Below are 25,323 nucleotides of genomic sequence, written 5' to 3' on the forward strand. Positions count from 1 at the left end.
CCGAGGTCAGCAGCCGACGCGGGGCGGGTCAGCAGCCGACGCGGGCGGCGGCGGCCTCCTTGAGCTCGCGCAGGACGAGCTCGACGGCCGGGATCCGCTGGTGGTCCTTCAGAACGTACGCCGACACCTTGCGCGTCGGCTGCCGCGCCACCACCCGCCCGGTGACCTTGGAATGGCACAGGAACGACAGCACCAGGGCGGGCATCAGAGCGATGCCGACCCCAGCCGCCACGAGGCTCTGGACGGCGAGGTTGTCGTCGGTGCTGAAGACGATGTCCGGCACGTACCCCTCTTCCGCGCACAGGTGCAGGAGGTTGGCCCGGCAGCGCGGGCATCCGGCGATCCACCGCTCGTTCGCCAGATCCTCTAGTCGTACGGCGTGATGGCGTACGAGGGGATGCCCGGTCGGGAGCAGCACCGTGAGGAGGTCCTCCATCAGCGGGACCTCGAAAAGCTCGTCGGGCAGCTCGGCCTGCGGGCCCGGATAGGTAAAGGAGAGCGCGATATCGCTTTCCCCGCGTACGAGCCGGTGCAGGGACTCGGGCGGCTCGGCCTCCTGCAGCTCCACCCGTACGCCGGGATGGCTGGCCAGCAGGCTCGCCATGGCGGTCGGTACGAGAGTGGCGTTCGCGCTGGGGAACGCGCAGATCCGCACCAGCCCGGTCTCCAGCTTGGCCAGGGCGCGAAGCTGCTGCTGCGCGGCGGCCAGATCGCCGACGATCACCTCGGCGTGCCGGGCCAGGACGGTGCCGGCCTCGGTGAGCTGGAGGCCGCGCCCGGCCTTGGTGAACAACGGCATGCCGACGGCCCGTTCCAGCGCCTTCATCTGCTGGGTGATCGCGGGCTGGGTGTACCCGAGCGCCCGTGCGGCGCCCGAGTACGACCCCTCCCGGACCACTTCCTGGAACGTGCGGATGTGCCGAGACTCGAGCATGCTCGAATCATAAGCAGAACTTTGAGATGATCCGTGAGATCAGCTTCGGCGTTTGAGGACCATCCCACCGCCGCCGATCGCGATCACCGCCAAAGCGATCAAGCCGATCCAGAGCCAGCCGTTCGAGCCGCCTCCGGAACTGCTGCGCTGGCCGGCCTGGGCCGTGGCCGACGAGTTCGCCGCGGGCGGCTGCTGAGCGTCCGGCGCCGGAGCCGCCGACGACCCGGCCGATCCGCCGGACCCGCCGGACCCGCCGTCTGAGCCTTCCACGGTGAACTTGTAGCTGCCCGTGACCGGGTGGCCGTCGGTGGCGACCACCCGCCAGCCCACCGTGTACGTCCCGTTCGGCAGCTGGGCCGAGAGCGGCGCGGTGACCTTGTTGTCCACCGCCTGCGCCGCGCCCACGGTGACCTGCTTGTTCGCCGAGTCGGCCAGGACGACCTTGGGGAACGAGACGGGGTCGGCGTAGGTCAGCTCGATCTGCGACGGCGAGGCGATCGTGGACCCGGACTTGGGGTTGGCCGACGTGAGCGTGGTGTGCGCCGACGCGGGGGCCGCCACCGAGGCCACGATCATGGCCGTGCCGGCGCCGATCATCGCGAGTTGCCGCATCCTCATCGGGCGCCTCATGACCTGCTGCTTCATGACCTGCCGCCTCATGACCGGGCGCTCCGCGCCCGCGAGATGCCGTAGCCGCCGACCGCGATGCCGATCACGCCGGCCGCCAGTCCCAGCCCGCCGAGCAGGCGGGCGGTGCCGTCGTCGGCGCTGTCGGACGCCTTGGACTCGGCCGCCGCCTTGACCGTCGGAGCGCCGCTCGCCCCTGTCGCTGAAGTGTTCTCCGCGGTTTTGGGGGTCAGTTTCAGGACGGGGGCCGGGTGCTCGGGCTCCTCCTGACCGGGCTGCTGGTCCTGGTCCCACTTGACGACCTCGCCGCCGGTGTAGGTCTGCTCCGCCGTGAACTTCAGGTGGTCGGTGTCGGTCGGCATCGAGCCCATCGACACGTCGAACTCCTGGAACTGCCCGGCGTCGATCTTGCCGCCGGACCAGGTGATCCGGGAGACGGCCTCGGTGATCGTGCTGCCCTCGGCCTTGATCGGGGTCTTGAGCTTGGACTTCTCGACCTTGGCCGTCCAGCCGGGGACGGGCCGTACGGAGACGAAGGCCAGCGGGTGGTCGGTCGGCAGATCCACCTGGACCTTGGTGGTGCTCGCGTCGTCCCTCTCGTTCGGTACCCGGAAGGAGACCTTCGCGAAGCCGCCCTGCTCGACCTCGTTCGGGTTGACGGTGACATGGGCGGACGCGGCCGTGGCGAAGCCGATCACGGCGAAGGTGGCGAGGCCGGTGGTGGCCGCGAACTTGCGGATGGACATGGAAACTCCGTTCAGGGGATGTTCGAGGGTGCCTGAGAGACGGAGCGGCCAGTGTGGCCGTCCGTGATGGGGCGAGAGGCGTCCCGCGCTAGGGCGCAGGCGCCACGCGGCGTCCCGCGCGGTCTGCGCGAGGGCCGTTCGGCGTCCCGCGCTGGTGCGCGAGCGCCCCGGAGGCGGCACCGCGCGCTAGTGCGCGAGTGCCCTCGAACGGAACGGAGGTCCGCGTCGTACGACGTGATGCCTGATCACACGCCCTGGGCGTGCGGCCGGGACCGGAGTCGCGGCCACCGTGCCGGGGACGGTCGGCGGAGCGGCGGGCTCGGTCAGGAGCAGGGCCAGAACGAGCCTGACCGGCCGTTCGGCCCGGTCCGCCAGCCGCCTGGTCAGCGCCCAGGCCGCCCGCTCGCCGCGGCGCAGCCACCAGGCCGACAGGATCGCGGCGGCGATGTGGGCCAAGGTCATGGCGTTCCCGGAGCCGTGCTCGGGCATGACCTGCGCGGGCATCCCGGACGCCGCGTGGTGCACGACGGGGGAGGCCGCCTTGCTGAACAGGCTGTGCAGCACGAACTGGCCGCCCAGCAGCCCGCCCATGATCGTGGGGAGCGAGCGTTCATGCCCGGCCAGCGCCCCGGCGACCAGCAGTACCCCGGCGAAGCCCACGATGACCGCCCACGCCGGAATGGACGCCGGGGACATCACCGCGTGGGCGACGGTCGCCAGCGTCATGCACACGGTGGCGAAGACCACCGCGCGCGTCAGGCGGAAGAAAGGGCTGAGGGTCAGGGGCATCGCGGGCCTATCGTGTCATATGCCGGGGGTACGGACCGCTCCGCCCTCACGGTTCAACACGCCTACATCTTGGGGTGTCCCAAGATCGGATCATCTAGATGTAGGGTCTTCCTCGTGCTGGTTCGCCCGCGTCGCGGCGGGGTGAGCTTGCGCGGGGCCACACCCGAGTCCCGGTGGCCCCACGCTTGTTCACCGCCCGCGGCGTGGGCGTCGTAAGAGGGAACCCGGTGCGGCTGTGTCGACCTGATCGGCTCCGCCAATTCCGGGACTGCCCCGCAGCGGTGAACGGGAACGACCGCCGTCATGAAGCACTGGCCCGTCGAGACGGGCCGGGAAGCGACGGCCAGTAGGCCGCACCTGTCGCAAGGTGCGTTGCTCGTGAGTCCGAAGACCTGCCATCACGGTTTCGTCCACATGGCCTCGTGGGAGGGCCGCTGGGCAGGTGCTCGCCGTCACCGGCGTGCCTCTCCTGTTCGCGTGCGCCCTTTCACGGGCCGGGCTCGCGAGGGAAGAGAGCACGTGACACAGGAACTGATAGCTCCGCCGCTGACCACCGCCATCGAGGCCGAGGTGGCCCGCGCGTGCGCCGGGCTCGCCGACACCGATCCGCGCCGCGTCCTCGATGCCGTACGCGGGAGCGATGGCCTTGAGCCGGGGGCCTTGCGGGAGCTGGCGATCGGGGAGGCGGCGGCGCTGGTGGCCGTCGAGCCCGCCTACTCGCGGGTGGCGGCGCGGCTGCTGAGCGCCCACATCGCCGACGAGGCCGCGGCCGAGGGCGTGCAGACGTTCGCCGACGCGATCGCGGTCGCGCACGCCGAGGGGCTGCTGAACGAGGCGACCGCCGCGTTCGTCGCCGCCAACGCGACCGCGCTGAACGCGTTGGTGGACGAGGCGGCCGACGACCGTTTCGAATACTTCGGGCTGCGCACCGTCTATGACCGCTACCTGCTGCGCCACCCGCGGACCCGCCGCGTTCTGGAACGGCCGCAGTTCTTCCTGCTGCGGGTCGCGTCCGGGCTGTCGGACACGGTCGCCGAGGCCGCCGAGCTGTACGCGCTGCTCAGCACGCTGTCGTACCTGCCAAGCTCGCCCACCCTCTTCAACTCCGGCGCGCGCCGCCCGCAGCTGTCGTCGTGCTTCCTGCTCGACTCGCCGCGCGACGAACTGGAGTCGATCTACGAGCGGTACGCGCAGGTGGCGCGGCTCAGCAAGTACGCGGGCGGGATCGGCATCGCGTGGACCAAGGTGCGTTCGCGCGGGTCGCTGATCCGGGGCACGAACGGGCACTCCAACGGCATCGTCCCGTGGCTGCGCACGCTGGACTCCTCCGTCGCCGCAGTGAATCAGGGCGGCCGGCGCAAGGGCGCGGCCTGTGTCTACCTGGAGCCGTGGCACGCCGACGTCGAGGAGTTCCTGGAACTGCGCGACAACACCGGCGAGGAGGCTCGGCGCACCCACAACCTCAACCTCGCCAACTGGATCCCGGACGAGTTCATGCGCCGGGTCGAGTCGGACGCCGACTGGTCGCTGTTCGACCCGAAGGAGGTGCCCGAGCTCACCGACCTATGGGGAGAGGCGTTCGACGAGGCCTATCGCGCCGCCGAGGCCGCGGGCCGGTTCACGCGGCAGGTCCCGGCGCGGCGCCTGTACGGGCGGATGATGCGCACGCTCGCCGAGACCGGCAACGGCTGGATGACGTTCAAGGACGCCGCCAACCGCGCCTGCAACCAGACCGCCGAAGCGGGCGCGGTCGTGCACCTGTCCAACCTGTGCACCGAGATCCTGGAGGTCACCAGCGACGGCGAGACAGCCGTCTGCAACCTCGGGTCGGTGAACCTCGCCGAGCACACCACGTCGCGCGGCATGGACTGGGAACGCCTGCGGGCCACCGTACGTACCGCCGTCCGCTTCCTGGACCGCACGATCGACCGCGGCTTCTATCCGACCGGTGAGGCCGAGACGGCCAACAACAAGTGGCGCCCGGTCGGCCTGGGCGTCATGGGCCTGGCGGACGTGTTCTTCAAGCTGCGGCTGCCGTTCGACTCGGCCGAGGCGCGCGAGCTGTCCACCGCGATCGCCGAGGAGATCGCGCTGGCCGCGTACGGCGCGTCCGCCGAGCTCGCCGCCGCGTTCGGCCCGCACCCCGCGTACGCCAAGACCCGCGCGGCCCGCGGCGCCCTGCACCTGGACGCCTTCCCTCACGTCTCGCCGAGCCGTACCGCCGAGTGGGACGCCCTGCGCACCCGCGTCGCCGACACCGGCCTGCGCAACTCCCTGCTGATCGCGATCGCGCCGACCGCCACGATCGCGTCCATCGCGGGCTGCTACGAGTGCATCGAGCCGCAGGTCTCCAACCTCTTCAAGCGCGAGACGCTGTCGGGCGAGTTCCTGCAGATCAACAACTACCTGGTCGACGACCTGAAGTCCCTGGGCCTGTGGACGCCCGCCGTTCGCGACGCCGTCAAGCAGGCCAACGGCTCGGTTCAGGGGATCATCGACCTGCCCGAGGAGATGCGCACCCTCTACCGGACCGCGTGGGAGCTGCCGCAGAAGGCCCTGATCGACCTGGCCGCCGCGCGCACCCCATACATCGACCAGAGCCAGTCGCTCAACCTGTTCATGGAGACGCCGACCATCGGGAAGCTCTCCTCGATGTACGCCTACGCCTGGCGCGCGGGGCTGAAGACCACCTATTACCTGCGTTCCCGCCCGGCCACCCGCATCGCCCAGACCACCATCACGCCGTCGGCCGCCGTCGCGTGCTCCCTTGAGAACCCAGAGACCTGCGAGGCGTGCCAGTAATGCTGCTCGACCCCGGCATGGACCTGACTCTGCGGCCCATGCGCTACCCCGACTTCTACGAGCGCTACCGCGCCGCGATCCGCAACACCTGGACGGTCGAGGAGGTGGACCTGGCCTCTGACCTGTCCGACCTGGCGCGCCTCACCCCTGCCGAGGTGCACCTGGTCAACCGCCTCGTGGCGTTCTTCGCGACCGGCGACTCGATCGTGGCCAACAACCTCGTGCTCAACCTCTACAAGCACGTCAACGCGCCCGAAGCCCGCCTCTATCTCTCCCGCCAGCTGTTCGAGGAGGCCGTGCACGTCCAGTTCTACTTGACCCTCCTCGACACCTACCTGCCCGACAACGACGAGCGCGCCAAGGCGTTCGCCGCGATCGAGCACATCCCGTCGATTCGGGCCAAGGCCGAGTTCTGCTTCCGCTGGATCGGCACCATCGACAAGCTGGACGAGCTCCACACCGCCGCCGACCGCCGCGCCTTCCTGCTCAACCTGATCTGCTTCGCGGCGTGCATCGAGGGCCTCTTCTTCTACGGCGCGTTCGCCTACGTCTACTGGCTGCGCTCCCGAGGGCTGCTGAACGGTCTGGCCTCCGGCACCAACTGGGTCTTCCGCGACGAGTCGATGCACATGGAGTTCGCCTTCTCAGTCGTCGACACGGTCCGTTCAGAAGAACCCGAGCTCTTCGACGAAGCCATGACCAGGGACGTCACCCGCATGCTCGAAGAGGCGGTCGAAGCCGAAATGGCCTTCGCCGTCGACCTCTGCGGGGACGGCCTGCCCGGCATGAGCGCCGGCGACATGCGCGCCTACCTGGAGTACGTAGCCGACCAGCGCCTCACCCGCCTCGGTCTCCCTCCTCGCTACGGCACCGCGAACCCGTTCGCGTTCATGGAGCTGCAGGACGTCCAGGAGCTGTCCAACTTCTTCGAGCGCCGCGTCTCGGCGTACCAGATCGGCGTCGAAGGAAGGGTCGCGTTCGACGAGGCCTTCTGATCGTCCGGAACGGTGTGCAGAGGCTGCCCGTTGTACCTGGTGAGACGACCGAGAGAGAGGAACCCCGTGGCTTCGCTCAGCGACCGCCTCAAGAAGCTCACCGACAGCCCCAAGGCGCAGAAGGCCAAGGCCAAGGCCGAGGAGATGGCCCGCGACCCCAAGAACCAGGAGAAGGTGCGCGGCCTCCTGAACAAGGTCAACAAAAAGAAGAAGTAGTAGCGGCCTAACGAGAGAGGGCGGGTGGCCCTGACCACCCGCCCTCTCTTTATGCCTGCTAGACGCAACTGCAAGTCATTTGCAATAGTGGGGATCATGTCGAACTACTCGCTGCCCGACCTGCCCTACGACTACGCGGCACTGGAGCCGGCGATCACCGGAGAGATCCTCGAGCTCCACCACGCCAAGCACCACGCCGCCTACGTCAAGGGCGCCAACGACACCTTGGAGAGACTCGCCGAGGCGCGCGACAAGGAGCAGTTCGGCGGTCTGGTCGGCCTGGAGAAGACCTTCGCGTTCAACCTCTCCGGCCACGTGCTGCACTCGATCTTCTGGGAGAACCTCTCCCCGGACGGCGGCGACCGCCCCGACGGCGACCTCTCCGCCGCGATCGACGAGCACTTCGGTTCGTTCGAGGCCTTCCAAAAGCAGCTCTTCAGCGCCACATCCCTAGTCCAGGGCTCCGGCTGGGGCGTCCTGGCCTGGGAGCCCCTGGGCAAGCGCCTGGTCGTCGAGCAGATCTACGACCACCACGGCAACGTAGGGATGAACAGCACCCCGCTCCTGGTCTTCGACGCCTGGGAGCACGCGTACTACCTGCAGTACCGCAACGTGCGCCCGGACTACGTCCAGAAGCTCTGGTCCCTGGTCAACTGGACCGACGTCAACACACGCTTCAACAAGGCCCGCGCCGCCTAAGAACGTGCGGCGCCCGCCAGGCCGGGATCGTGCTCAGAACCTTTCCTCGTGGCCCGGCGGGCGCCGCACCCCGCGGTACTCCCCGTTCGGTACGGCCAGTTCCCAGGCCCGCTCAAACGCGTCACTCAGCGCCGCGACGACCTCAGGATCACGCGTGACCTGCGCGTCCACATACTCATCGTCGCCGTCCAAAACGTTGAAGATGGCGCACTCGTCAAGGACGAAAAAGTCGTTGCCAGGCAGCAGCAAAGCCGAGGTGAGACGCCTGGGAAGCCAACGCAGCCGCTCGTGCACGCTGGCGATATCCACCGCCATCCGCTGATACTCCGACAACGGCTCCGACACCACACGCACTCGCCGGAACGGATACCCGTCCGCCTCATGCTTCTTCAGACTCTCGGTATGGGCCGAGGTCGCCTCCCGCACGACGCCCTGATCACCCGAACGCCAAGCGTTCAACAGCCCTGAGTCGACGCTGTAGCGATCGCGCATCTCGACCTTACGAACCTCCTGCGGATCGCCCGTCCAAAGCAACTCGCTCCGCTGCTGGCGAGAGATCGATTCCATGCGCTCCCTCTCGTGGAACGGTGTGAACGGCCTAGCGGGCCCGTTGATACTCGTAGTGCGGTACGGCCAGCTCCCAGGCAGCCTCGAAGGCGTTGATGCAGAACTTCACGACCTCGGGATCGCGGCTGTACTGGGGTTGGGACTTGTCGTCGTTGCCGTTCAGTACGTTGAACATGGCAGCTGTGCCGTCCATGACGAACGCGTCGTTGCCGGGCAGTGGAACGGCAGACACCAGGCGCCTTGGCAGCCACCGCAACTGCTCGCCCTCATCGACGGCCAGCCCGCTGAACCGAACCGCCATCTGCTGATAGTCCGAAAGAGGCTCGGACACCACCCGGACCCTGCGGAACGTCTGACCATGGGCGGTCATGGATGCCATCGATTCGGCCCATTCCGCGTAGCTGGCTTCCACCGTGTCGAGGTCCCCTGCGAGCCAGGCTTTGAGGTCATCGCCGTCCATGCCGTAGTTGTCACGCAGCTCCAGCTTCATCAGGTCGCGCGTGGCGTCAAGCAGCTCGCGCCTGCGCTGGATGGAGATCGACTCCATGGTGCTCCTTCGCATCAGTGGCATTTCTGGGCGGTGGATACGACAGCGGTGTGCAGGTGGACCGAGCCGCCGCTGATCCACTCGCCCCAGCAGACGTCGCTGCCTGACTGAAGATCGTGAAGGGCCTGGTCGTACGGCCGATCGTTGTTGAAGAAGCCGGTGCCACGCCACTGACCACGGAGCCACTCAACGGCGTCTCCAGGGCCCTTCGGTGTGAGCATCAGGGCACTTTGTGGCTTCTTTAGCCAGTCCCTAATGACTTTCGGCGCCGCCGGCGACCGCAGGTCTCGTCGCTCGGCTTCATTGCCGTACGTGCTCCCGTCCATGCGGGACAGGTAGCAGTGCCAGTGCAGCTCCCGCTGCTTCCAGACGTCCGGCGCCTCCTTCAGGTGCGCGTCGTAGTCGAAGTCCGGAATCACACCGGTATCCCTGCGACCGTCGGAAGGTCGAACTCGCCGGTCTTCACTCCGGCGATGAAGTCCGACCACTCCTGGTGGTCGAAGACCGACGTGCCGCCCCTCTCGTCAGTGACGACGACGGCCTCCCGAACGATCGCGACGTTGACGCAGCCACACGTCTCCTGCTGGCCGTCACACCTGCTGGACCTTCTGAACACGGGATCTCCTCAGGGATGGGACCCCGGCCGGGCCGGACAACGGGGTCGAGCTTGTGACAACTCAGCGGCCCGGCCGGGGAGCTATAGATGCTGTGCGCGGTTTCGAACCGGCTGGAGGCGAGCGCCCAGCTCTGCGGCGATCGGGCCGACCACGCTCATGGGGTCGTCTGCCGGTCCGAGAGACCGCCCGTCCTCAGCCCAGACGTACTGCCACTCGCCGTCGATGAAGTCGCAGACGATGTTGGTCTTGCGGGTCGGGTCCCGGATGTTGATGACGTTCAGCGTCACGAGCCCGAGCCGCTCGATGATGCCGCACGCCAGGCCCGGATGAACGGCGACGTACTTGTCCAGCTCCGACAGGCGAGCCCTGCGCTGACTCACCAGGGCCAGAGCGTCGGTCGAGAAGTCGGCCCTGTTCGTGGCCTTGTCGAAGCTCATGACAATGACGCTAAGAGCGTGTCAGCTTGTACGGCTACGAAATTGCGTCTGATTGCGCCAGACGTTCGCGAGCGGTTTCGATCAAGGCTCTGGCGGGGTCTCCGTAGACGGCCATGTCGTGGAGGATCGCGAACAGCCTCAAGTAGTAGGCGATCTCGTCGGGGCGGTTGGTCCGTACGCCGCCCGACCAGAATTCGGTTCGAACCAGCTGGTCATCGAAGCAGTAGAAGCCTTCACCTGCAAAGATCGTCCGAACCCGTCCCGGCGGGATGACGCCAAGAGCTACGTTGGGCAGCCTGGAGACGCGGATCAGGAAGTCATACTGCTCGTTCATCGCGCCAACACCGCCGACGATGTGGGCCAGCACTCCCGATTCGATCACGAAGGAGTACCGGTTCCTCCCTGAGGTGACCAGGTGCTGGCGGGAGAGACGCGCCTGCGCTGCCGCCTCCAGCTCATCGGTCGGCAACTCGAACAGGAATGCGGTCGATGCCATGACGCCGCGGGCGTAGCCCGGAGTTTGCAGGATGCCAGGCACTCTGGCCGATTCGTACACGCGCAGGAGCTCAGTGCGCTCGTAGAGAGTTGTAGCGCTGCCTTGGAGGTGTTTCTGCCCGGCGCGGAGTTCCTGCCTCCACTCCACCCACATCTGCTCGATCTCGCGATGAACCGCGATCAGTTCTGGGATCTGCCGTGCGACGGCGCAGGCGATGCACCATGCCCGGATGTCTTCTTCGGAAGGGTTCTGCTGCCCTGTGCCAATCCGCGAGACCTTCGAGGGGTGCCACCCGAGGATCGCTGCCAGCTCCTTGCCGCTCAGACCGGCATCGCGCCGGATGTCCCGGAGCCTGGTGGCGAACGCCTTCTTGGCGGCGGCTGCCTGTTCGGACAACGTCGGCTACGGCTGATATTCGTGATGCGGGATGGCCATCGCGAAGGCGGCTGTGACGGCATCCCGGCAGAACTTCACGGCTTCCGAGTCCCGATAGACCTGGAACTCGGCCCTGTCATCCCGACCATCGAGAACGTTGAACATGGCCACCTCGCCATCGAGAACGAAGCAGTCATTGCCGGGCAGCGGCAGGACCGACACGAGTCGCCTGGGCAGGTAGCGCATGTCCTCACCGGCGGCCACGGCCGGCCCCGCGAAGTCGTAGGCGTACCGCTGGTACTCCGAGAGCGGCTCGGAGACCACCCGAACACGCCGCCAGGTCCGGCCCTCGGTGAGATCGGAGGCGACCGTGTCGGCCCACTGCTGAGCCACCTCCGCGATGCCTGCGAACCCACCAGTGCGCCAGGCCGCGAAGTTGCCGGCGTCTGCCGCGTAGTTATCTCGCAGTTCCACCTTCAGGATCTCCTGGGCGCTCTGCAGCAGTTCGCCTCGCCGTTCGAGCGAGATCAATTCCATAATGCTCCTCCACGTACTTATGCACGAGCAGTTCGATCAGCGCGTCCGGTAGCTCCGCCGAGGTTTCTCTGGGCTTCAACGCTATGAGCTGCTCCTTGACCCCGTCGCTGCATCGATCGCCTTGCGCGATCCAGGTCCCCCGGGTGGTGCGGTAGAAGGCTGGACAGTCAGGGCCTACGCCGGAGCCGGGGTCCTTGCAATAGAAGGTGAGCCGCGGGACATCGTCAGCAGAGGGTGATTGCATCCGATTGCACCTCCTGGTTGGGACTATCACTATGGTTCGGCTGGTAGCTCCAAGCAAGACTGGTGCTCCGGTTACCGGCAGGTATGTCACGGGTCGCGCTGGTGTTGCGGGGGATTTCCTTGGGGATGAAGTGCCCTAGGGGGCTCAATGGGGGAGGTTGCGCCGCTGGCGCCGGACGATCCTCGGGAGATCGGCGGGTATCGGCTGGAGGGGCGGCTTGGGGCGGGCGGTCAGGGCGTCGTCTATCTGGGGCGCGCCAAGGACTGGACGCCGGTCGCGGTCAAGGTGCTGCACGGCGATGGGGACTTTGACGCGCAGCAGTCGTTGCTGCGTGAGCTGGGGGCGGCTCGGCGGGTGGCCTCCTTTTGTACGGCGCGGATCTTGGACGCGGGGCCCGTTGGGGAACGGGACGGCTATGTCGTCACCGAGTTCGTGGAGGGGCCGACGCTGGAGCAGGCCGTTCGGGACTCTGGGCCGATGGGCGGCGCTGACCTGCACCGGCTGGCTGTCGGCACGATCACGGCGTTGACCGCCATTCATGCGGCGGGGCTTGTTCATGGGGATTTCAAGCCGGCGAATGTGCTGATGTCGTCGGGTGGGCCGAGAGTGATCGACTTTGGGGTCGCTCGGCCTCCGGGTAGGCCGGGTGGGCTTGTGGTGGGGACGCCCGCTTATATGGCGCCCGAGCAGGTCGCGGGTGGGCCGGTCGGGGCTGAGGCGGATGTTTATGCGTGGGCGGCGACTATGGCGTACGCGGCGTCCGGTCGGCCGGATATGAGTGGGGTTGCTGAGCCTTTGCGGACGCTTCTTGGGGCTTGTCTCGCTCGGGAGCCGCAGGCTCGTCCGGCTGCGAGGGAGGTCTTGCTCAAGCTGTTGGAGCAGGGCGATCTTGAGGGCTCGGCCGGGCATGACACGAACGTTCTGCTTGCTGAGGGGGCCACGATCGCGGCCACTCGGCAGGTCTCGCCTGCGGAGATCGTGCCTACGCCTCGGGGACGGCGGCGTGCGTTGTTGCTCGGCGGGGTCGTGGGGTTGGCGGCGGGGGCTCTTATCGCTGGGCTGACTGTGGCGGCTTTGCGGCCTGGGGCGCCGTCGCACGAGGCTTCTACGGCGGCCAACTCCGCTACTCCAACGGTCAGTCCTGCCGCTCCTGCTCAGGTTGCGCAGGCTTCGTTGGCTGCCATGGCCTCGGCTGGGAAAGCCCGATTTACGTTCCAGAGCGAGGGGCAGGACGAGGACTACTTCAGTGGGGACGGTCGCTTCTCCTATGCGCCGACGGGGACCGCGGACTACGACATGAACGTCACCTACGGGGGTGACGAGTCGACGGCCGAGGTGATCCTGATCGGCGAGGACGACTATGTGAACGAGTCGGATGGCTGGGAGAAGGGGGCGGGGAGTGATGCCTCTGATGCTGCTCGGCGGATTCGCTGGGCCAGCTCGCCGTTCAACATCAGGGCGCTGACCTTGGCGTCGAACGACCTGCGTTCGGGCGGTGGCAGCGTTCTCCAGGGGACGGCGGGGCTGGCTGAGTTGGCCTCCGACGGGGCGGTGGGGGAGTACTACAGGGCTTATAGCGAGGCAGATCCTTCGGGGGTGGTCTCGTTCGCCATGGATCTGAACGGTGATCACACGCCTCGACAGCTGAAGTTGGAGCTGCCGTCGAACGAGGCTGGGAGCCTGACGGTCGTGGTGGGTTACTCGGGCTGGGGCGGGGCGCAGGATGTTACTGCCCCGTACGTACACTGACGCGCGTGAACAGCGACTACCTCCACTGGCAGAGCATCCCCACTCGGTGGAAGGACAACGACGTGTACGGGCACGTCAACAACGCCGTCCACTACTCGCTGATGGACACCGCGATCAACGAGTGGATGATCACCGTGCCGGGGTTCGATCCGCTGGAGAGCGACCAGATCGCCCTGTGCGTGGAGTCGCACTGCGTCTACAAGGCCGAGGTTTCGTTCCCGGACACCATTGAGCTGGGGCTGCGGGTCGGGAAGCTGGGGCGGTCGAGCGTTCGCTGGGAGGCGGGGCTTTACCGGAGGTCAGACGGAGGCCTGATCGCTGAGGGCTACTTCGTGCACGTGTTCGTTGGGCGCACAGATCGGCGTCCGTCCGAGATCGTCGATCCGATTCGCGCCGAGATGCAGAAGCTGGTGATCGCTTGACCGCCTCCCGTTCCGCTGTGCTCGTTGAGTCGGGGCGTTCGGCTCCGTACGCCGCCTCTCGGCCGCTGGAGGTGACCTCGCTCCGGCTGGACCCGCCCGGGCCCGGTGAGCTGCTGATCAAGGTGGGGGCGGCGGGGCTCTGCCATTCGGACCTGTCGGTGATCAACGGGTCGCGGCTTCGGCCGTTGCCCATGGCGCTGGGGCATGAGGCTGCGGGCGAGGTCGTGGAGGCGGGGGACGGGACTGAGTTCCGGGCTGGCGACCATGTTGTGCTGGCGTTCGTTCCGGCTTGTGGGCACTGCGAGCGGTGTGTGGGCGGGCGTCCGGCGCTGTGCGGGCCGGGGGCGCAGGCGAACGGGGCTGGGACGCTGTTGGGGGGTGGGCGCCGGTTCGTGGGTGAGGACGGAACTCGGCCGTATCACCATCTGGGGGTTTCCGCGTTCTCTGAATACACGGTGGTGTCGGCGCGTTCGGCCGTGAAGGTCGACCCTGAGCTGCCGTACGAGATCGCCGCGCTTTTCGGGTGCGCGGTGCTCACGGGCGCCGGCGCTGCTCTTTACAGTGCGGCGATCACGCCTGGCGACAGCGTCGCGGTCTTCGGGCTGGGTGGGGTCGGGCTGGCTGCTCTGCTTGCTGCCAAGGCCGCTGGTGCTTCGACGCTGATCGCGATTGATGTTGTTGAGGGCAAGCGGGAGCTGGCGGCCAGGCTTGGCGCTACCCACACGGTTGAGGGCGGAGCGGACGCGGTTGAACGGGTCCGGGAGATCACGGGTGGCGGGGCTGAGAAGGTCATCGACACGACCGGCGTCGTCCCCGTCCTGGAGCAGTCGTACGCCGCCACCCGGGCCGGCGGCACGACGGTGACGGTGGGACTTCCCGCTCCTGGCAAGGAGCTCACCCTGCCCGCCCTCAGTCTTGTGGCGGAGGAGAAGACCCTGAAGGGCAGCTATCTGGGCTCGTCGGTCCCGCGCCGCGACATTCCCCGCTTCATCGACATGTACAAGTCCGGCTCGCTCCCGGTCGACGCCCTGCTCTCCCACCGGCTCACGCTGGACGAGATCAACGAGGGCTTCGACCGCCTCCACAGCGCCGAGGCGGTCCGGCAGGTCATCACCTTCTGATTCCTCACTGCCCGTGTTCGAGTGAGTGCAGGGCAATTGCGGTTTCTGTAACAGCGTTGTCACCTGACGCAACGATTGCTCGGGCAACGTTGCTCCCCGTTGATCCACCATCACCGGGAGAAGCCGCGTGAACACCATCCGCCATCGCATGGAACGCGCCGGGCGGCGATGACGCCGCCATGGCCGCCACCCGCATAGACAGGCGGGGAGCGCTGGTCTCGGCGATGCTCGTCGGAACCGTCGTGGTCCTGGTCGGATACGCCTCCGGCCTCGGCGTGTCCTGGACGGCCGGGGCCACGACACCGCCGGGCGCCGCACCGGTCCCGCTCGTGCCCTCCGCCGCGCCCTCGCTCCCAGCGGCATCGCCGCCGCCCACCGACGGGCCGGCCGTTCCGCCGCCTGCCCCGAGCCAGCTGCCGACGTCCCCTGCGCCGGTCCCGACCCCGTCACCGACGCAGTCCTCGCCTCCGGCGCCGTCACCGTCCCCATCGGGTTCTCCGTCCCCCGGCCAGACCCCACCGGGGCAGAAACCGCCTGAGGATCGCGACTGTGCCGGGATCCTCGGCGCCATCCTCAACGCGATCACCACGCCGCTGATCGGTCCGTTGCTGCCTCTCGGCAACGCCCCGGGCTGCACGACGGATGCGAAGGGGTGAAGTGGAATGGCCGTTCCCCGCACGCGGCCGCTCCGGGCGCCGCTCGTGCTCCTCATGGCGTTGCTGTGGCTGGTCCTCGCGCTGCCGACCACGACACCCGCGCACGCATACGCGCATCCGAAGCCGAACCGGACCGCGACCCCGACGCACTCCGTGTCCCCGACGCATTCCACGAGCCCGGGCGTTCAAGAGCCTGCCGTTGCGCCACCCGCCGTCCCGCACGAGCATGCGGGCGTACGGCCGCTCACGGTCGCGGCCAAGGTCGCCGGCTTCCTGGGGATGACGGTGTTCGTCGGCGGGCTGGCGTTCCTCGCCCTCCTGTGGCCGGACGGAACGTGGCATCACCGTGTCCGTCGCGTCCTGGTGACGGCCTGGGCGGCTGGCGCCGGCGCGTCCCTGGTCGGCATCGGACTGCAGGGCCTGCAGAACGATATGCGCCCGCTGTCGGAGGTGTTCAAGCCCGACGTGCTCGGCGGCGTGCTCACCGAACACCTCGGTGAGGTCTGGGCGGTGAAGGGGCTGCTGTGGGTGCTCGCCGCAGTGGTCCTCGCCTGGGCGCTGCGCGCCGGTGACCAGGCCGTACGGCATGCTCCCTGGCGCGTCGCGGCGCTGGCGGTGGGCTTCGGGTTGCTGCGAACCACCGGCATGACCGGGCATGCGTCCGGCACGCCGCGGCCCGCGCTCAGCCAGGCGGCCGACCTGCTCCACCTGACCGGGGTCTCGCTGTGGTTCGGCGGCCTGGTGATGCTGCTCGCCGGGGTCGTCCAGCGGCACCGCGCCGGGGAACTGGCCCGGGTCATGCCGCGCTACTCGATGCTCGCGCTCGGCTCGGTGCTCGCGATCGCCGCGTCCGGTCTCGTGCTGGCGTGGCAGCTCGTCGGCTCGTTCGACGGCCTGGTCACGACGTCGTACGGGCGGCTGCTGCTGGGCAAACTCGCGGTCTTCGCGCTCGTCCTCGCCGCCGCGCAGCGCAGCAAGAAGTGGGTGGCCGAACGCCTGGATCTGGCCGTTCTGCTGCGCGGCGACGCGGTGACCGTGCGGCCCCTGCTCTATTCCGTCGCGGCCGAGACGGCCCTGCTGTCGGTCGTCCTGCTCGCCGCCTCACTACTAGTCACCGCCGCACCCGGCCGCTGACCCCCGACCGTCACGTCCGGGGCGGGTCCCGTCCGACCCCGCCCCGCCCCGGCCGTGGCTTCACCCCGCCATGTCCCAAGAAGAACAACGAAGAAAACCAGGAAGGAAGAACGATGCGACAACCCCCCGCAGAAGTGCTCGATCCGCCGGTGAATCCACGACGGCGGCTCGTGCTGCTGGTGTGCGCGGCCCTCGCGGTCGCGCTGGCGATGCTGAGCCTGATCGGGCTCAGCGGCGGCCACCGCGCCGCCGCGATCGGCCCGAACCGTTCCGTGGCCGCGTCGGGCGGGCTCACCCCGGCCGATCCGCGGCTCGCGGCGCCGGTCGCCTACCCGAACGCCCAGGCAGCCGCCGCGGCGGTCGTCCACATGAAAGGCAACGCCTTCGCCCCCACCACGCTCACGGTGGCGGCCGGTCAGAAGGTGACCTGGATCAACGACGACGCCGTGCCGCACACGGTCACGACCACCTCCGGTCCCAAGAAGATCGACTCCGGTGAGATCAAGGCGGGCGCGTCGTTCTCCTACACCTTCACCACGCCTGGCGCCTACGCCTACTACTGCGCGTACCACCCGGACATGAAGGCCGGGGTGACGGTCACCGGCGGGGCGCCCGCGCCGACGCCGACCCCGACCGGCATGCCCACCGGAATGCCCACCGGCACGCCGACCGCGTCGCCCACCGGGCACCCGATGCCGCCGTCGCCCACGCCGTCCCCGACGCAGACGGGCGGGCCGGGCACGCCATCGCAGTGCACGGGGGCGCTGAACGAGATCCTGACCGTCATCCTCCAGCACGTCTACACCGCTCACCTGCAGCGTTCCGTGTCGGAACAGGTCGCGGACGCGCTGGCGCTCGACAGCTACCTGAAGACCCACCTGGCCTGGGTGCAGATGATCCTGCAGTCGGGCGTGACGGAGGTGCAGAGCCTGCTCAAGGGCCTCCAGCCGTTGCTCCAGCACCTCTACGCGGCGCACCTGCAACGGTCGCCCGCCCAGCAGGTGCAGGACGCGCTCGCGGTCGACAGCTACCTGAAGAGCCATCTGGTCCTGGTCCAGGACATCCTCAAGCCCGGTCTGGACGGGCTGCTCGGCGGCGGTAGCTGCTGAGTGCGCTGAGGGCGGCGGACCGGCCGAGTCACAGTCGGCCGGTCCGCCGCCCACCGGAGATTCTGCCCGAGCCCCGATCCGATGGGAGAGACCCATGGGCCTGAGAGCCCTGGCACGGGCCGCCCTCGCCTGCGCGCTGTGCGCACCGCCGCTGCTCGTCGCCTCACCCGCCCGAGCGGCCGCGCCCACCCGCGCGGCTGCCGCCACCGTACGGGTGCAGATGAAGGGGTCCGCGTTCAGTCCCGCGACCGTGTCCGTACGAGCCGGGGACACGGTGATCTGGACGAACCTGGACCAGGTCCCGCACGACGTGGTGACCACGAGCGGCCCGCAGTCGGTACGCGGACCGTTGCTGCAGCGCGGCCGCTCCTGGAGCTTCACCTTCCGTACGCCCGGAACGTACTCCTACTACTGCTCCATCCATCCCGACATGCGCGCGCAGGCCGTCGTCCGGGAGTCGCCCACGAGCCCTGCGCAGACTCCCGCTCCCACGCCGACGACCACGGCGCATGGGAAGCACTCGGCGGCGGCCAAGCCCTCCACGGCCTCCGCCACCCCTGCACCCACGGCGTCCGCCATGACGCCGATGCCGCAGCAGCAGGCGCCGCAGTCCAACGAGGCCGCCACGACCCCGCAGAAGTCGGTGAACCCGCTGCTTCCGATCGCCGGGCTGGTCTGCGCGATCGCCGTGTTCTGCCTGCTGCTGCTCACCTCCGCCGCCGGCCGTCCCGATCACGACTGAGGAGCACCCCATGCACATCCACTACCTCGCGCACGCCGAGCTGCGCTCGTCCAACCCCTCTGAAGGCGCGGTGCTGAAGGCGCTGCCCGCCACCATGAAGCTGACCTTCACCGAGGCCCCGTCCAAGGACAAGTCGGTGGTCACCCTGGGCGGTACCCGGCTGCACCTGTCCTCATCGCCGTCCGATGCGAAGACGCTCGTGGCGGACCTGAGCAAGGTCCCGCACAACGTGCGCGGCCCGGTCGTCGTCGCCTGGCGCTCGGTGAGCGCGGACGACGGTCATGTCGCCGACGGCGTGATCCACCTGACCGTCGCGAGCGGGCCCGCCAGTCCGCGTACCGAGCAGGCGGCGCAGGTCCCCGAGCCGGACTCCGGTTCCGGCGATGTCATCTGGTACGCGGGCCTGGCGGCGGCCTTCGTCATCCTGCTCGCCATCGGGATCAGCGTGGCCCTCCGGCGGCCGGGCAAGGGGACCAGGGGAGCGGGCCGGTGACCGCCGAGATCACCGAGCCGCCGCGGCTCGAACCCGGCACGTACGTGCTCCGCCACCGCAACTGCGTCGTGGAGCTGACCGTGCGCGTGCTGGGGATGAGCACTCGGAGCCGGTTCGCCGCCGTGGGCGGGCTCTTCACGGTCGGGAACGAGCCGTGGGACGCGGAGCTGGTGATCGAAGTGCGGCCGTCCCCGCGCAGGCTGACCGGGCCGCCCATCGCGCGAGGCGTCCTCGGCACGGTGTGGCCGGGCGTCGCGCGCCGGGACACGCTGACGCTGGAGGCGCGGCGGCTGAGCCGCGTCGGTACGTACGGCTTCCGTATGCGCGGCGAGCTGCGGGCCGACGGGCAGGTGACGGAACTGACGCTCGTCGGGCGCTTCCTTCCCTCCGGCGGCGACGGTCCGATCCTGCTCGGCGGAACGGCCGTGGACACCCGCGCGACGGGCTGGGGACGGTTGCCGAAGGCCCGCCGCGCCATGCTCGGACGTCGGCTGCGCCTGCTCATCGGCGCCGAGTTCGAGCCGGAGTGAGGCCGCCCGTCAGTCCTGCGGGTCAGGCCGGTCCTGCCGGTTGAGGAGGGAGTGGCGGCGGCTGTACGCGAAGTAGATGACGCAGCCGATCACGAACCAGACGGCGAAGCGGACCCAGGTCTGCCATTCCAGGAACGTGATCAGCCAGATCGAGAAGACGACGCCGATGATGGGGACGACGGGCATGCCCGGTGTCTTGAACTGGCGCGGCAGGTCGGGCTGCTTGTAGCGGAGCACGATGACCGCGACGCAGACGACGATGAACGCCAGCAGGATGCCGATGTTGGTGAGTTCGGCGGCCTCGCCGATGGGCAGGAAGCCTGCGATGAGGGCCGAGCCGACGCCGAGGATCCAGGTGATGCGGGTCGGGACGTGGCGGGTCTGGTGGGTCTTGGCGAACCAGCTGGGCAGCAGACCGTCGCGGCTCATCGAGTACCAGACGCGGGTCGCGCCCATCATGAACGTGAAGAGCACGGTCAGGATGCCCAGGATCGCGCCGACCGCGATGATGATCGCGATGACCTTCATGCCCTGGTCCTCGAACGCCGAGGAGAACGCGGCGTTCGGGTTGATGTCCTTGTAGTTGACCATGCCGGTGAGGACGAGGCAGGCCAGCACGTACAGGACCATCGAGATCGCGAGGGAGTAGAGGATCGCCTTGGGCATGTGCTTGCGGGCGTCCTTGGACTCCTCGGCGGCCGTGCTCATCGCGTCGTAGCCGAAGACGGCGAAGAAGACGGTCGCGGCCCCGGTGAAGGCTCCGGAGAGGCCGAACGGGAAGAACGGCGAGTAGTTACCGGTGTTGATCTTGAAGACGCCGACGACGATGACCAGCAGGACGATGGCGACCTTGAGGTAGACCAGCACGGTCTCGAAGCGCGCCGCGTTCTTCATCCCCATGTTGAGGACGTAGGCGATCAGCAGGCAGAGGAGTGCCGCGAAGAGGTTGACCTTGTAGCTGTGGGGGTCGACGCCCTTGGGTTCGGTGCCGGGGGCGCCGCTCATCCACAGGGGCAGGTCGACGTGCATGAAGCCGAGGAGGTCGTTGAAGTAGCCCGATATGCCGATCGCGACCACCGCCACGATCGCCGTGTACTCCAGGAGCAGGTCCCAGCCGATCGCCCAGCCGGTGAACTCGCCGAGCACCGCGTAGCCGTAGGTGTAGGCGGATCCGGCTCTCGGGATCAGGCCGGCGAACTCAGCGTAGGAGAAGGCGGCCGCGGCGCTCGCGATGCCGGCGATGAGGAACGAGATCAGGACGGCGGGCCCGGCCTTCTCGTTGGCGACCGCGCCGGCCAGCGAGAAGATGCCCGCGCCGATGATGCCGCCGACGCCGATCGCGGTCAGCTGCCAGAGGCCGAGCGTACGGTGCAGGCCGGTGCCGCCGACGCCGTCGTCCTCGATCTGCTCGATCGGCTTGCGTCGCAGGAGCTGGTCCGTCATGGACACGGGGATCTACCTCCAAGCGGCGACCCGCCTCGTCGCGGGCCGTCGGTAGATCTCTTCCCGTTCCGGATCAGAGGATGCGGATCGGTTTGATCATGCCCCCGAGGTGTGCGGAATCAGGGCGCTAGGACGTGCTCTACGAGGAGGCGGCCGAAGTCCTGCTCGAAGCGCTCGTAGTGGCCGCGCAGCTCGGCGCCGGGCCAGGCGTCCGGGAGCAGCGACTCCGGCAGGAGCGGGTCGTTCAGCAGGTGGCGCAGAACGGCGGCGGCGACGGTGAAGCGTTCGGCGAGCGAGTCGGCGTCGTCCAGGGCGGCGCGCAGGGCGTGGGCCTTGCCGGCCCAGGCGTCCAGGTCCCAGAGGGCGGCGGTCAGCACGCGGGCGTCCTGCTCGGGGCGGCCGATGAGGAACGTGCACTGCTGGTCGACGATCTCGGGCCGTTCGCGGGTGAGGTTGGCCGGGCGCAGCCAGGTGCCCTCGCGCATCTCGGCCAGCCGCAGAGCCGCCATCGCCTGGCGCAGCGCGGCCCGGTCGGCGGCGGGACGGCGTTCGGCGGTGATCACGGCGATCTCCCATGCGCCGCCCGCGTCCTCCGCATCGCCCGCGCCGGCCGTCCCTTCCCCGTCCCAGGGGCGGGTGCGCGGGGAACGGCTCTCGTCCTGGCGTGCCTGGCGTCGCAGCAGCCGTTCGGTCAGCTCGTACGTGCCGTCCACCTGGACCAGATCCCCGGCGGCGACCATCCGTGACAGCGCCACCCGGATCGTGCCCTCGGCGATCTCGAACAGGTCCCCGACGCGCACGAGGTAGCGCGCAGCCAGGCGCGGCGGGTGCGAGCCGAGCAGGGTGCTCAGCACGACGGAACGCGCGGTCAGGGGGCGGAGTCCGAGGGTGTTCGTCATGGCCTTGCGGACCTTACCCAATCCCAAGAGATTACAGTCTTCCGTCGCGTGGCGAGAGAGCGTAATGTCCGGGTATGGCCTCTTACCTGATCGAGCCGGTCGACCGGCTTCCGTTCGGCGGCCCGGACAAGGCGCGCCGGTACGCGACCGAGCGCTACCGCGGCGCGGCAGGGCTCAACTGGTACACCTGCGACCCCACGCTGCGCTTTCTCATGCACCGCCACCTCGGCACCGAGGCGCTGGCCTGGGCCGAGCCCCGGATGGAGGCGCTCGGCGCGCTGATGGGAGGCCCGATCGCGCAGCGGGCCGAGGAGACCGACCGCAACCCGCCGCGGCTAGAGAAATATGACCGGTGGGGACGCGACATCAGCCAGGTCGTCATGCCGCCCTCCTTCGAGGCGGCGCGCGCCGACCTGGTCGCCACCTCGTTCACCCGCCCCGAGTTCTTCGCCGAGGCGCGCGAGGCCAAGGTCGACCCGGCGCCGATGGCGGTCGCCTGGAGCTACCTGCTCGACCAGGCCGACATCGGGATGGCCTGCGCGCTCGGCACCGGCGGCGACATGGTCGTCGGCCTGACCGAGCTGTTCGCGCCCGAGGACGTCAAGGAACGCGTGCGCGAGCTGTTCGCGGCCGGGATGTTCTCCGGCGAGGCCGCTCAGATGCTCACCGAACGGTCGGGCGGCTCCGACCTCGGCGCGCTGGAGTCCACGGCCACCCCGGACGGCGACGCGTGGCGGCTGAACGGCTTCAAGTGGTTCGCCTCCAACGCCAACGGATCGGCGTTCGTCGTCCTCGCCAAGCCGGAGGGCGCGGCGGACGGCGTGCGCGGCATCGCCCCGTTCCTGGTCCTCCAGGAGCGGCGGAACGGGTCGCGCAACGGCATCAGGATCCGGCGCCTCAAGGACAAGCTCGGCACGCGTTCGGTCGCCTCGGGCGAGATCGAGTTCACCGGCGCCGAGGCGTTCCTGCTCGCCCCCTCGACCACCAAGCCCGCCGAAGGGCAGGCGGGCGACGGCAAGGGCCTGGCGCGGATGATGGAGCTGACCAACGGCGCCCGGCTCGGCATCTCGATGATGGGCCTGGGCTGCGCGCGCCGCTCGCTCGTCGAGGCGCTCTGCTACACCCGCGCCCGCGAGGCGTTCGGCGCGCCGCTGTACGAGCAGCCGCTCATGCGCCGCAAGCTCGCCGAGCTGATCGTGGAGACCGAGGCCGCGCAGGCGCTCGTCTTCGACGGCTACCTGAGCAGGCCGCGGCTGCGCATCGGCGCCGCCCTCATCAAGATGCGCGCCGCGCGGCTCGGCGTCACCGCAGCCAGCGACGCCATCGAGATCCACGGCGGCAACGGCTACATCGAGCAGTGGCCGGTCGCCCGCATCCTGCGCGACGCCCAGGTCAACCCGATCTGGGAGGGCGGCGACAACATCCTGTCCCTGGACGTACGCCGCGCCATGGAACGCGAGCAGGCGCACGAGCCGTTCCTCGAACGCCTCACCCAGGCCGCCGAGGCCGCGCCGCCCGGCGACGACGCGACGGCCGACCTGGTGAACGAGCGCATCGGCCACCTCCGCCAGGCCATCACCGCCTGGCAGGGACTGGACCGCCCGACCGCCGAGGCACGCCTCTACCCGCTCGCCCAGTACATGGCCGACGTCTACGCGAGCGCGCTGCTGCTGGAGCAGGCCGGGTGGGAACGGGCCGAGCTCGGCACCGACCGCAAGGCCTTGATCGCTCGCCTGTACGCGCAGTCGCACCTCGCCGACACCGGCCCGCTGCGCGCCATCGACCGCCCCGCCGAGGACCTCGACCGCTTCAAGGACCTCGCCGACGGCGCCCTGATCGACGACCGGGAGACCCCGTGACCGACACGGAGCAGCCCGAGGGGCCGCAGCCGACCGTCCTCTACGAGGTGAAGGACCGCAAGGCCTACCTCACGCTCAACCGGCCCGATCGGCTGAACGCCATCGATTTCCACATGCCTGGGGAGATCACGGCGGCGATCCGGCGGGCCAACGACGACCCCGCCGTTCACGTGATCGTGCTGCAGGGCGCGGGCCGGGCGTTCTGCTCCGGCTACGACCTGAAGATCTCGGCCGAGGAAGGCGCCGGAACGCAGGGCGCCGGAACGCAGGGCGCGGGCACCGGCGGCGGCACGACCTGGGATCCGATCAAGGACTACCGGGCCATGAAGGGCTTCACCGACGACTACTTCAGCCTGTGGCGTTCGCTGAAGCCGACGATCGCCAAGGTGCACGGGTACGCGATCGCGGGCGGCAGCGACATCGCCCTGTCGTGCGACCTGGTCGTGATGGCCGACGACGCCCGCATCGGCTACCCGCCGGCGCGCGTGTGGGGCTGCCCGACGACCGCGATGTGGGTCTACCGGCTCGGCGCCGAACGGGCCAAGCGGATGCTGCTGACCGGCGACACGATCGACGGGCGGCAGGCGGCCGACTGGGGCCTGGTGCTGGAGTCGGCCCCGGCGGACGAGCTGGACGCGCGGGTCGAGGCGCTCGCCGACCGGATCGCGGGCGTGCCGATCAATCAGCTGGCCATGCAGAAACTCATGATCAACCAGGCGTACGACAACATGGGCCTGGCCGGCACGCAGGTCCTGGCGACGCTCTTCGACGGGATCACCCGGCACTCGCCGGAGGGCCGCTGGTTCCAGGAGTTCGCCGCCGCGCACGGGTTCCACGAGGCGGTGAAGTGGCGCGACTCGGGGCGCTGGATCCCCGAGGGCGGTGGACCGGTCCCGGACGCCGGTGACCTGTGAGGACGCGGCCGTTGAGTACCCTCAAAGCCGAACGTGATTCGGCAGTTGAAGGAGCTCCATGACCGCCCGTTCCACCGGAAGCCCCAGCGGTAGCCCGTCCGGCAGGCCCGGCCCCGCCTCGTCCCGTACGACCCCGCCGCCCGGAGCGACCGTCCCGGAACCGTCAGGACCCGACCGCCGGGACCTGGACCTGAAGCTGGCGGACTACGACGGCTGCTTCGGCTGCGGCGACCAGTCCTCCGACGGGCTGCGGGTCAAGCAGACCGGCATCACGGGCACCGAGGTCACGGGCGAGTTCACCGTGCTGGAGGCCCACCAGGGCGCCCCCGGCCTCGCCCACGGCGGCGTGCTGGCGACCGCGATGGACGAGTCGCTGGGCTCGTCGGCCTGGGTGCTCGGCAAGCGGTACGTGACCGGGCGTCTGGAGACCGACTTCATGGCGCCCGTGCCGGTCGGCTCCACGGTTTACTTGCGGTCGTGGTGCACCGGCGTCGACGGCCGCAAGGCCTACCTCCAGGGCGAGGGGCGCATCGGCGGGCCCGACGGGCCGATCGCCGTCCGCGCCGCCGCCCTGTTCATCGAGGTCCCCGAAGAGCACTTCTCAAGGGAACGTGAGGGATAGCG

Annotated in this window: 28 protein-coding genes and 1 riboswitch; of the genes, 15 read left to right on the forward strand and 13 right to left on the reverse strand. The window is 69.2% G+C overall.

The window, feature by feature from the left end:
• Positions 1–28: 28 nt before the first annotated feature.
• The 4 genes from J4573_RS38070 to J4573_RS38085 form a co-directional block, all read right to left on the reverse strand.
• Positions 29–934 carry a LysR family transcriptional regulator gene (locus J4573_RS38070; protein ID WP_208260973.1) on the reverse strand — a complete coding sequence of 302 codons (906 nt, stop codon included), beginning with the start codon at positions 932–934 and terminating at the stop codon, positions 29–31.
• Between the two features lie 39 nt (positions 935–973).
• Positions 974–1,552: a copper resistance CopC family protein gene (locus tag J4573_RS38075; RefSeq protein WP_243774232.1), complete on the reverse strand. Its 579-nt coding sequence runs from the start codon at positions 1,550–1,552 to the stop codon at positions 974–976.
• Positions 1,553–1,590: 38 nt separating this feature from the next.
• Positions 1,591–2,307, reverse strand: a complete 717-nt coding sequence (locus J4573_RS38080) for a YcnI family copper-binding membrane protein (RefSeq protein WP_208260974.1) — start codon at positions 2,305–2,307, stop codon at positions 1,591–1,593.
• A 186-nt stretch (positions 2,308–2,493) separates the two neighbouring features.
• Positions 2,494–3,096, reverse strand: a complete 603-nt coding sequence (locus tag J4573_RS38085) for a hypothetical protein (RefSeq protein ID WP_208260975.1) — start codon at positions 3,094–3,096, stop codon at positions 2,494–2,496.
• Between the two features lie 157 nt (positions 3,097–3,253).
• A riboswitch (cobalamin riboswitch) is annotated at positions 3,254–3,510 on the forward strand.
• Between the two features lie 105 nt (positions 3,511–3,615).
• On the opposite strand from J4573_RS38085, the gene J4573_RS38090 reads away from it, so the two are divergent.
• The 4 genes from J4573_RS38090 (at position 3,616) to J4573_RS38105 (ending at position 7,808) form a co-directional block, all read left to right on the forward strand.
• A complete protein-coding gene (locus J4573_RS38090; protein ID WP_208260976.1) occupies positions 3,616–5,898 on the forward strand; it encodes a ribonucleoside-diphosphate reductase subunit alpha in 2,283 nt (760 codons plus the stop codon).
• Complete coding sequence (locus tag J4573_RS38095) at positions 5,898–6,893, forward strand: ribonucleotide-diphosphate reductase subunit beta (protein WP_208260977.1); 996 nt, start codon at positions 5,898–5,900, stop codon at positions 6,891–6,893. Before J4573_RS38090 ends, J4573_RS38095 begins: the two co-directional genes overlap by 1 nt.
• Before the next feature lie 66 nt (positions 6,894–6,959).
• Positions 6,960–7,109: a hypothetical protein gene (locus J4573_RS38100; protein ID WP_208260978.1), complete on the forward strand. Its 150-nt coding sequence runs from the start codon at positions 6,960–6,962 to the stop codon at positions 7,107–7,109.
• A 96-nt stretch (positions 7,110–7,205) separates the two neighbouring features.
• Positions 7,206–7,808 (forward strand): superoxide dismutase, encoded by a 603-nt coding sequence (locus tag J4573_RS38105; protein ID WP_208260979.1) that lies wholly within the window; start codon positions 7,206–7,208, stop codon positions 7,806–7,808.
• A gap of 33 nt (positions 7,809–7,841) precedes the next feature.
• On the opposite strand, the gene J4573_RS38110 is transcribed toward J4573_RS38105, so the two are convergent.
• The 7 genes from J4573_RS38110 to J4573_RS38140 all read right to left on the reverse strand — a co-directional run bounded on the left by J4573_RS38110 (position 7,842) and on the right by J4573_RS38140 (position 11,378).
• Positions 7,842–8,375 carry a DUF6879 family protein gene (locus J4573_RS38110; protein WP_208260980.1) on the reverse strand — a complete coding sequence of 178 codons (534 nt, stop codon included), beginning with the start codon at positions 8,373–8,375 and terminating at the stop codon, positions 7,842–7,844.
• 31 nt (positions 8,376–8,406) lie between these two features.
• Entirely contained in the window at positions 8,407–8,922 is a 516-nt protein-coding gene (locus tag J4573_RS38115; RefSeq protein ID WP_208260981.1) for a DUF6879 family protein, read from the reverse strand.
• Positions 8,923–8,936: 14 nt separating this feature from the next.
• The gene (locus J4573_RS38120) at positions 8,937–9,341 is read right to left on the reverse strand and encodes a hypothetical protein (RefSeq protein ID WP_208260982.1); all 405 of its coding nucleotides are present in this window, start codon (positions 9,339–9,341) and stop codon (positions 8,937–8,939) included.
• Positions 9,338–9,538 (reverse strand): DUF397 domain-containing protein, encoded by a 201-nt coding sequence (locus J4573_RS38125; protein ID WP_208260983.1) that lies wholly within the window; start codon positions 9,536–9,538, stop codon positions 9,338–9,340. The genes J4573_RS38120 and J4573_RS38125 overlap by 4 nt, the downstream gene beginning before the upstream one ends.
• Before the next feature lie 81 nt (positions 9,539–9,619).
• Positions 9,620–9,976, reverse strand: a complete 357-nt coding sequence (locus tag J4573_RS38130) for a hypothetical protein (protein ID WP_208260984.1) — start codon at positions 9,974–9,976, stop codon at positions 9,620–9,622.
• Positions 9,977–10,010: 34 nt separating this feature from the next.
• A complete protein-coding gene (locus J4573_RS38135; protein WP_208260985.1) occupies positions 10,011–10,868 on the reverse strand; it encodes a helix-turn-helix domain-containing protein in 858 nt (285 codons plus the stop codon).
• Between the two features lie 6 nt (positions 10,869–10,874).
• Positions 10,875–11,378, reverse strand: a complete 504-nt coding sequence (locus tag J4573_RS38140; protein WP_208260986.1) for a DUF6879 family protein — start codon at positions 11,376–11,378, stop codon at positions 10,875–10,877.
• A gap of 397 nt (positions 11,379–11,775) precedes the next feature.
• Between J4573_RS38140 and J4573_RS38145 the strand changes: the two genes are divergently transcribed.
• The 8 genes from J4573_RS38145 (at position 11,776) to J4573_RS38180 (ending at position 19,584) form a co-directional block, all read left to right on the forward strand.
• Positions 11,776–13,377: a serine/threonine-protein kinase gene (locus tag J4573_RS38145; protein WP_208260987.1), complete on the forward strand. Its 1,602-nt coding sequence runs from the start codon at positions 11,776–11,778 to the stop codon at positions 13,375–13,377.
• Positions 13,378–13,382: 5 nt separating this feature from the next.
• Complete coding sequence (locus J4573_RS38150) at positions 13,383–13,799, forward strand: acyl-CoA thioesterase (RefSeq protein WP_208260988.1); 417 nt, start codon at positions 13,383–13,385, stop codon at positions 13,797–13,799.
• Between the two features lie 17 nt (positions 13,800–13,816).
• On the forward strand, positions 13,817–14,920 hold the full coding sequence (locus J4573_RS38155) for a zinc-dependent alcohol dehydrogenase family protein (RefSeq protein ID WP_307797231.1): 1,104 nt from the start codon (positions 13,817–13,819) through the stop codon (positions 14,918–14,920).
• Between the two features lie 662 nt (positions 14,921–15,582).
• Positions 15,583–16,710, forward strand: a complete 1,128-nt coding sequence (locus tag J4573_RS38160; protein ID WP_243774233.1) for a CopD family protein — start codon at positions 15,583–15,585, stop codon at positions 16,708–16,710.
• A gap of 113 nt (positions 16,711–16,823) precedes the next feature.
• Positions 16,824–17,819, forward strand: coding sequence for a cupredoxin domain-containing protein (locus J4573_RS38165; RefSeq protein WP_208260990.1), 996 nt, complete (start codon positions 16,824–16,826; stop codon positions 17,817–17,819).
• A gap of 94 nt (positions 17,820–17,913) precedes the next feature.
• Positions 17,914–18,561 carry a cupredoxin domain-containing protein gene (locus tag J4573_RS38170; RefSeq protein WP_208260991.1) on the forward strand — a complete coding sequence of 216 codons (648 nt, stop codon included), beginning with the start codon at positions 17,914–17,916 and terminating at the stop codon, positions 18,559–18,561.
• Between the two features lie 10 nt (positions 18,562–18,571).
• Positions 18,572–19,054: a copper resistance CopC family protein gene (locus J4573_RS38175; protein ID WP_208260992.1), complete on the forward strand. Its 483-nt coding sequence runs from the start codon at positions 18,572–18,574 to the stop codon at positions 19,052–19,054.
• Positions 19,051–19,584, forward strand: coding sequence for a hypothetical protein (locus J4573_RS38180; RefSeq protein WP_208260993.1), 534 nt, complete (start codon positions 19,051–19,053; stop codon positions 19,582–19,584). The genes J4573_RS38175 and J4573_RS38180 overlap by 4 nt, the downstream gene beginning before the upstream one ends.
• A 9-nt stretch (positions 19,585–19,593) precedes the next feature.
• On the opposite strand, the gene J4573_RS38185 is transcribed toward J4573_RS38180, so the two are convergent.
• Both J4573_RS38185 and J4573_RS38190 read right to left on the reverse strand, forming a co-directional pair.
• Entirely contained in the window at positions 19,594–21,027 is a 1,434-nt protein-coding gene (locus J4573_RS38185) for an amino acid permease (protein ID WP_208260994.1), read from the reverse strand.
• A 119-nt stretch (positions 21,028–21,146) separates the two neighbouring features.
• A complete protein-coding gene (locus tag J4573_RS38190; protein WP_208260995.1) occupies positions 21,147–21,926 on the reverse strand; it encodes a PaaX family transcriptional regulator C-terminal domain-containing protein in 780 nt (259 codons plus the stop codon).
• Positions 21,927–22,000: 74 nt separating this feature from the next.
• Here J4573_RS38190 and J4573_RS38195 point away from each other — a divergent pair, with 74 nt between their 5' ends.
• Genes J4573_RS38195 through J4573_RS38205 form a run of 3 tightly spaced genes read left to right on the forward strand, consistent with a single transcriptional unit; the run spans position 22,001 to position 25,321 of the window.
• Positions 22,001–23,785, forward strand: a complete 1,785-nt coding sequence (locus J4573_RS38195; protein ID WP_208260996.1) for an acyl-CoA dehydrogenase family protein — start codon at positions 22,001–22,003, stop codon at positions 23,783–23,785.
• A complete protein-coding gene (locus J4573_RS38200) occupies positions 23,782–24,699 on the forward strand; it encodes a crotonase/enoyl-CoA hydratase family protein (RefSeq protein ID WP_208260997.1) in 918 nt (305 codons plus the stop codon). The genes J4573_RS38195 and J4573_RS38200 overlap by 4 nt, the downstream gene beginning before the upstream one ends.
• A gap of 58 nt (positions 24,700–24,757) precedes the next feature.
• Positions 24,758–25,321: a PaaI family thioesterase gene (locus tag J4573_RS38205; RefSeq protein WP_208260998.1), complete on the forward strand. Its 564-nt coding sequence runs from the start codon at positions 24,758–24,760 to the stop codon at positions 25,319–25,321.
• The last annotated feature ends 2 nt before the right edge of the window (positions 25,322–25,323 follow it).

Source organism: Actinomadura barringtoniae, from assembly GCF_017573505.1.
Taxonomy (GTDB): domain Bacteria; phylum Actinomycetota; class Actinomycetes; order Streptosporangiales; family Streptosporangiaceae; genus Spirillospora; species Spirillospora barringtoniae.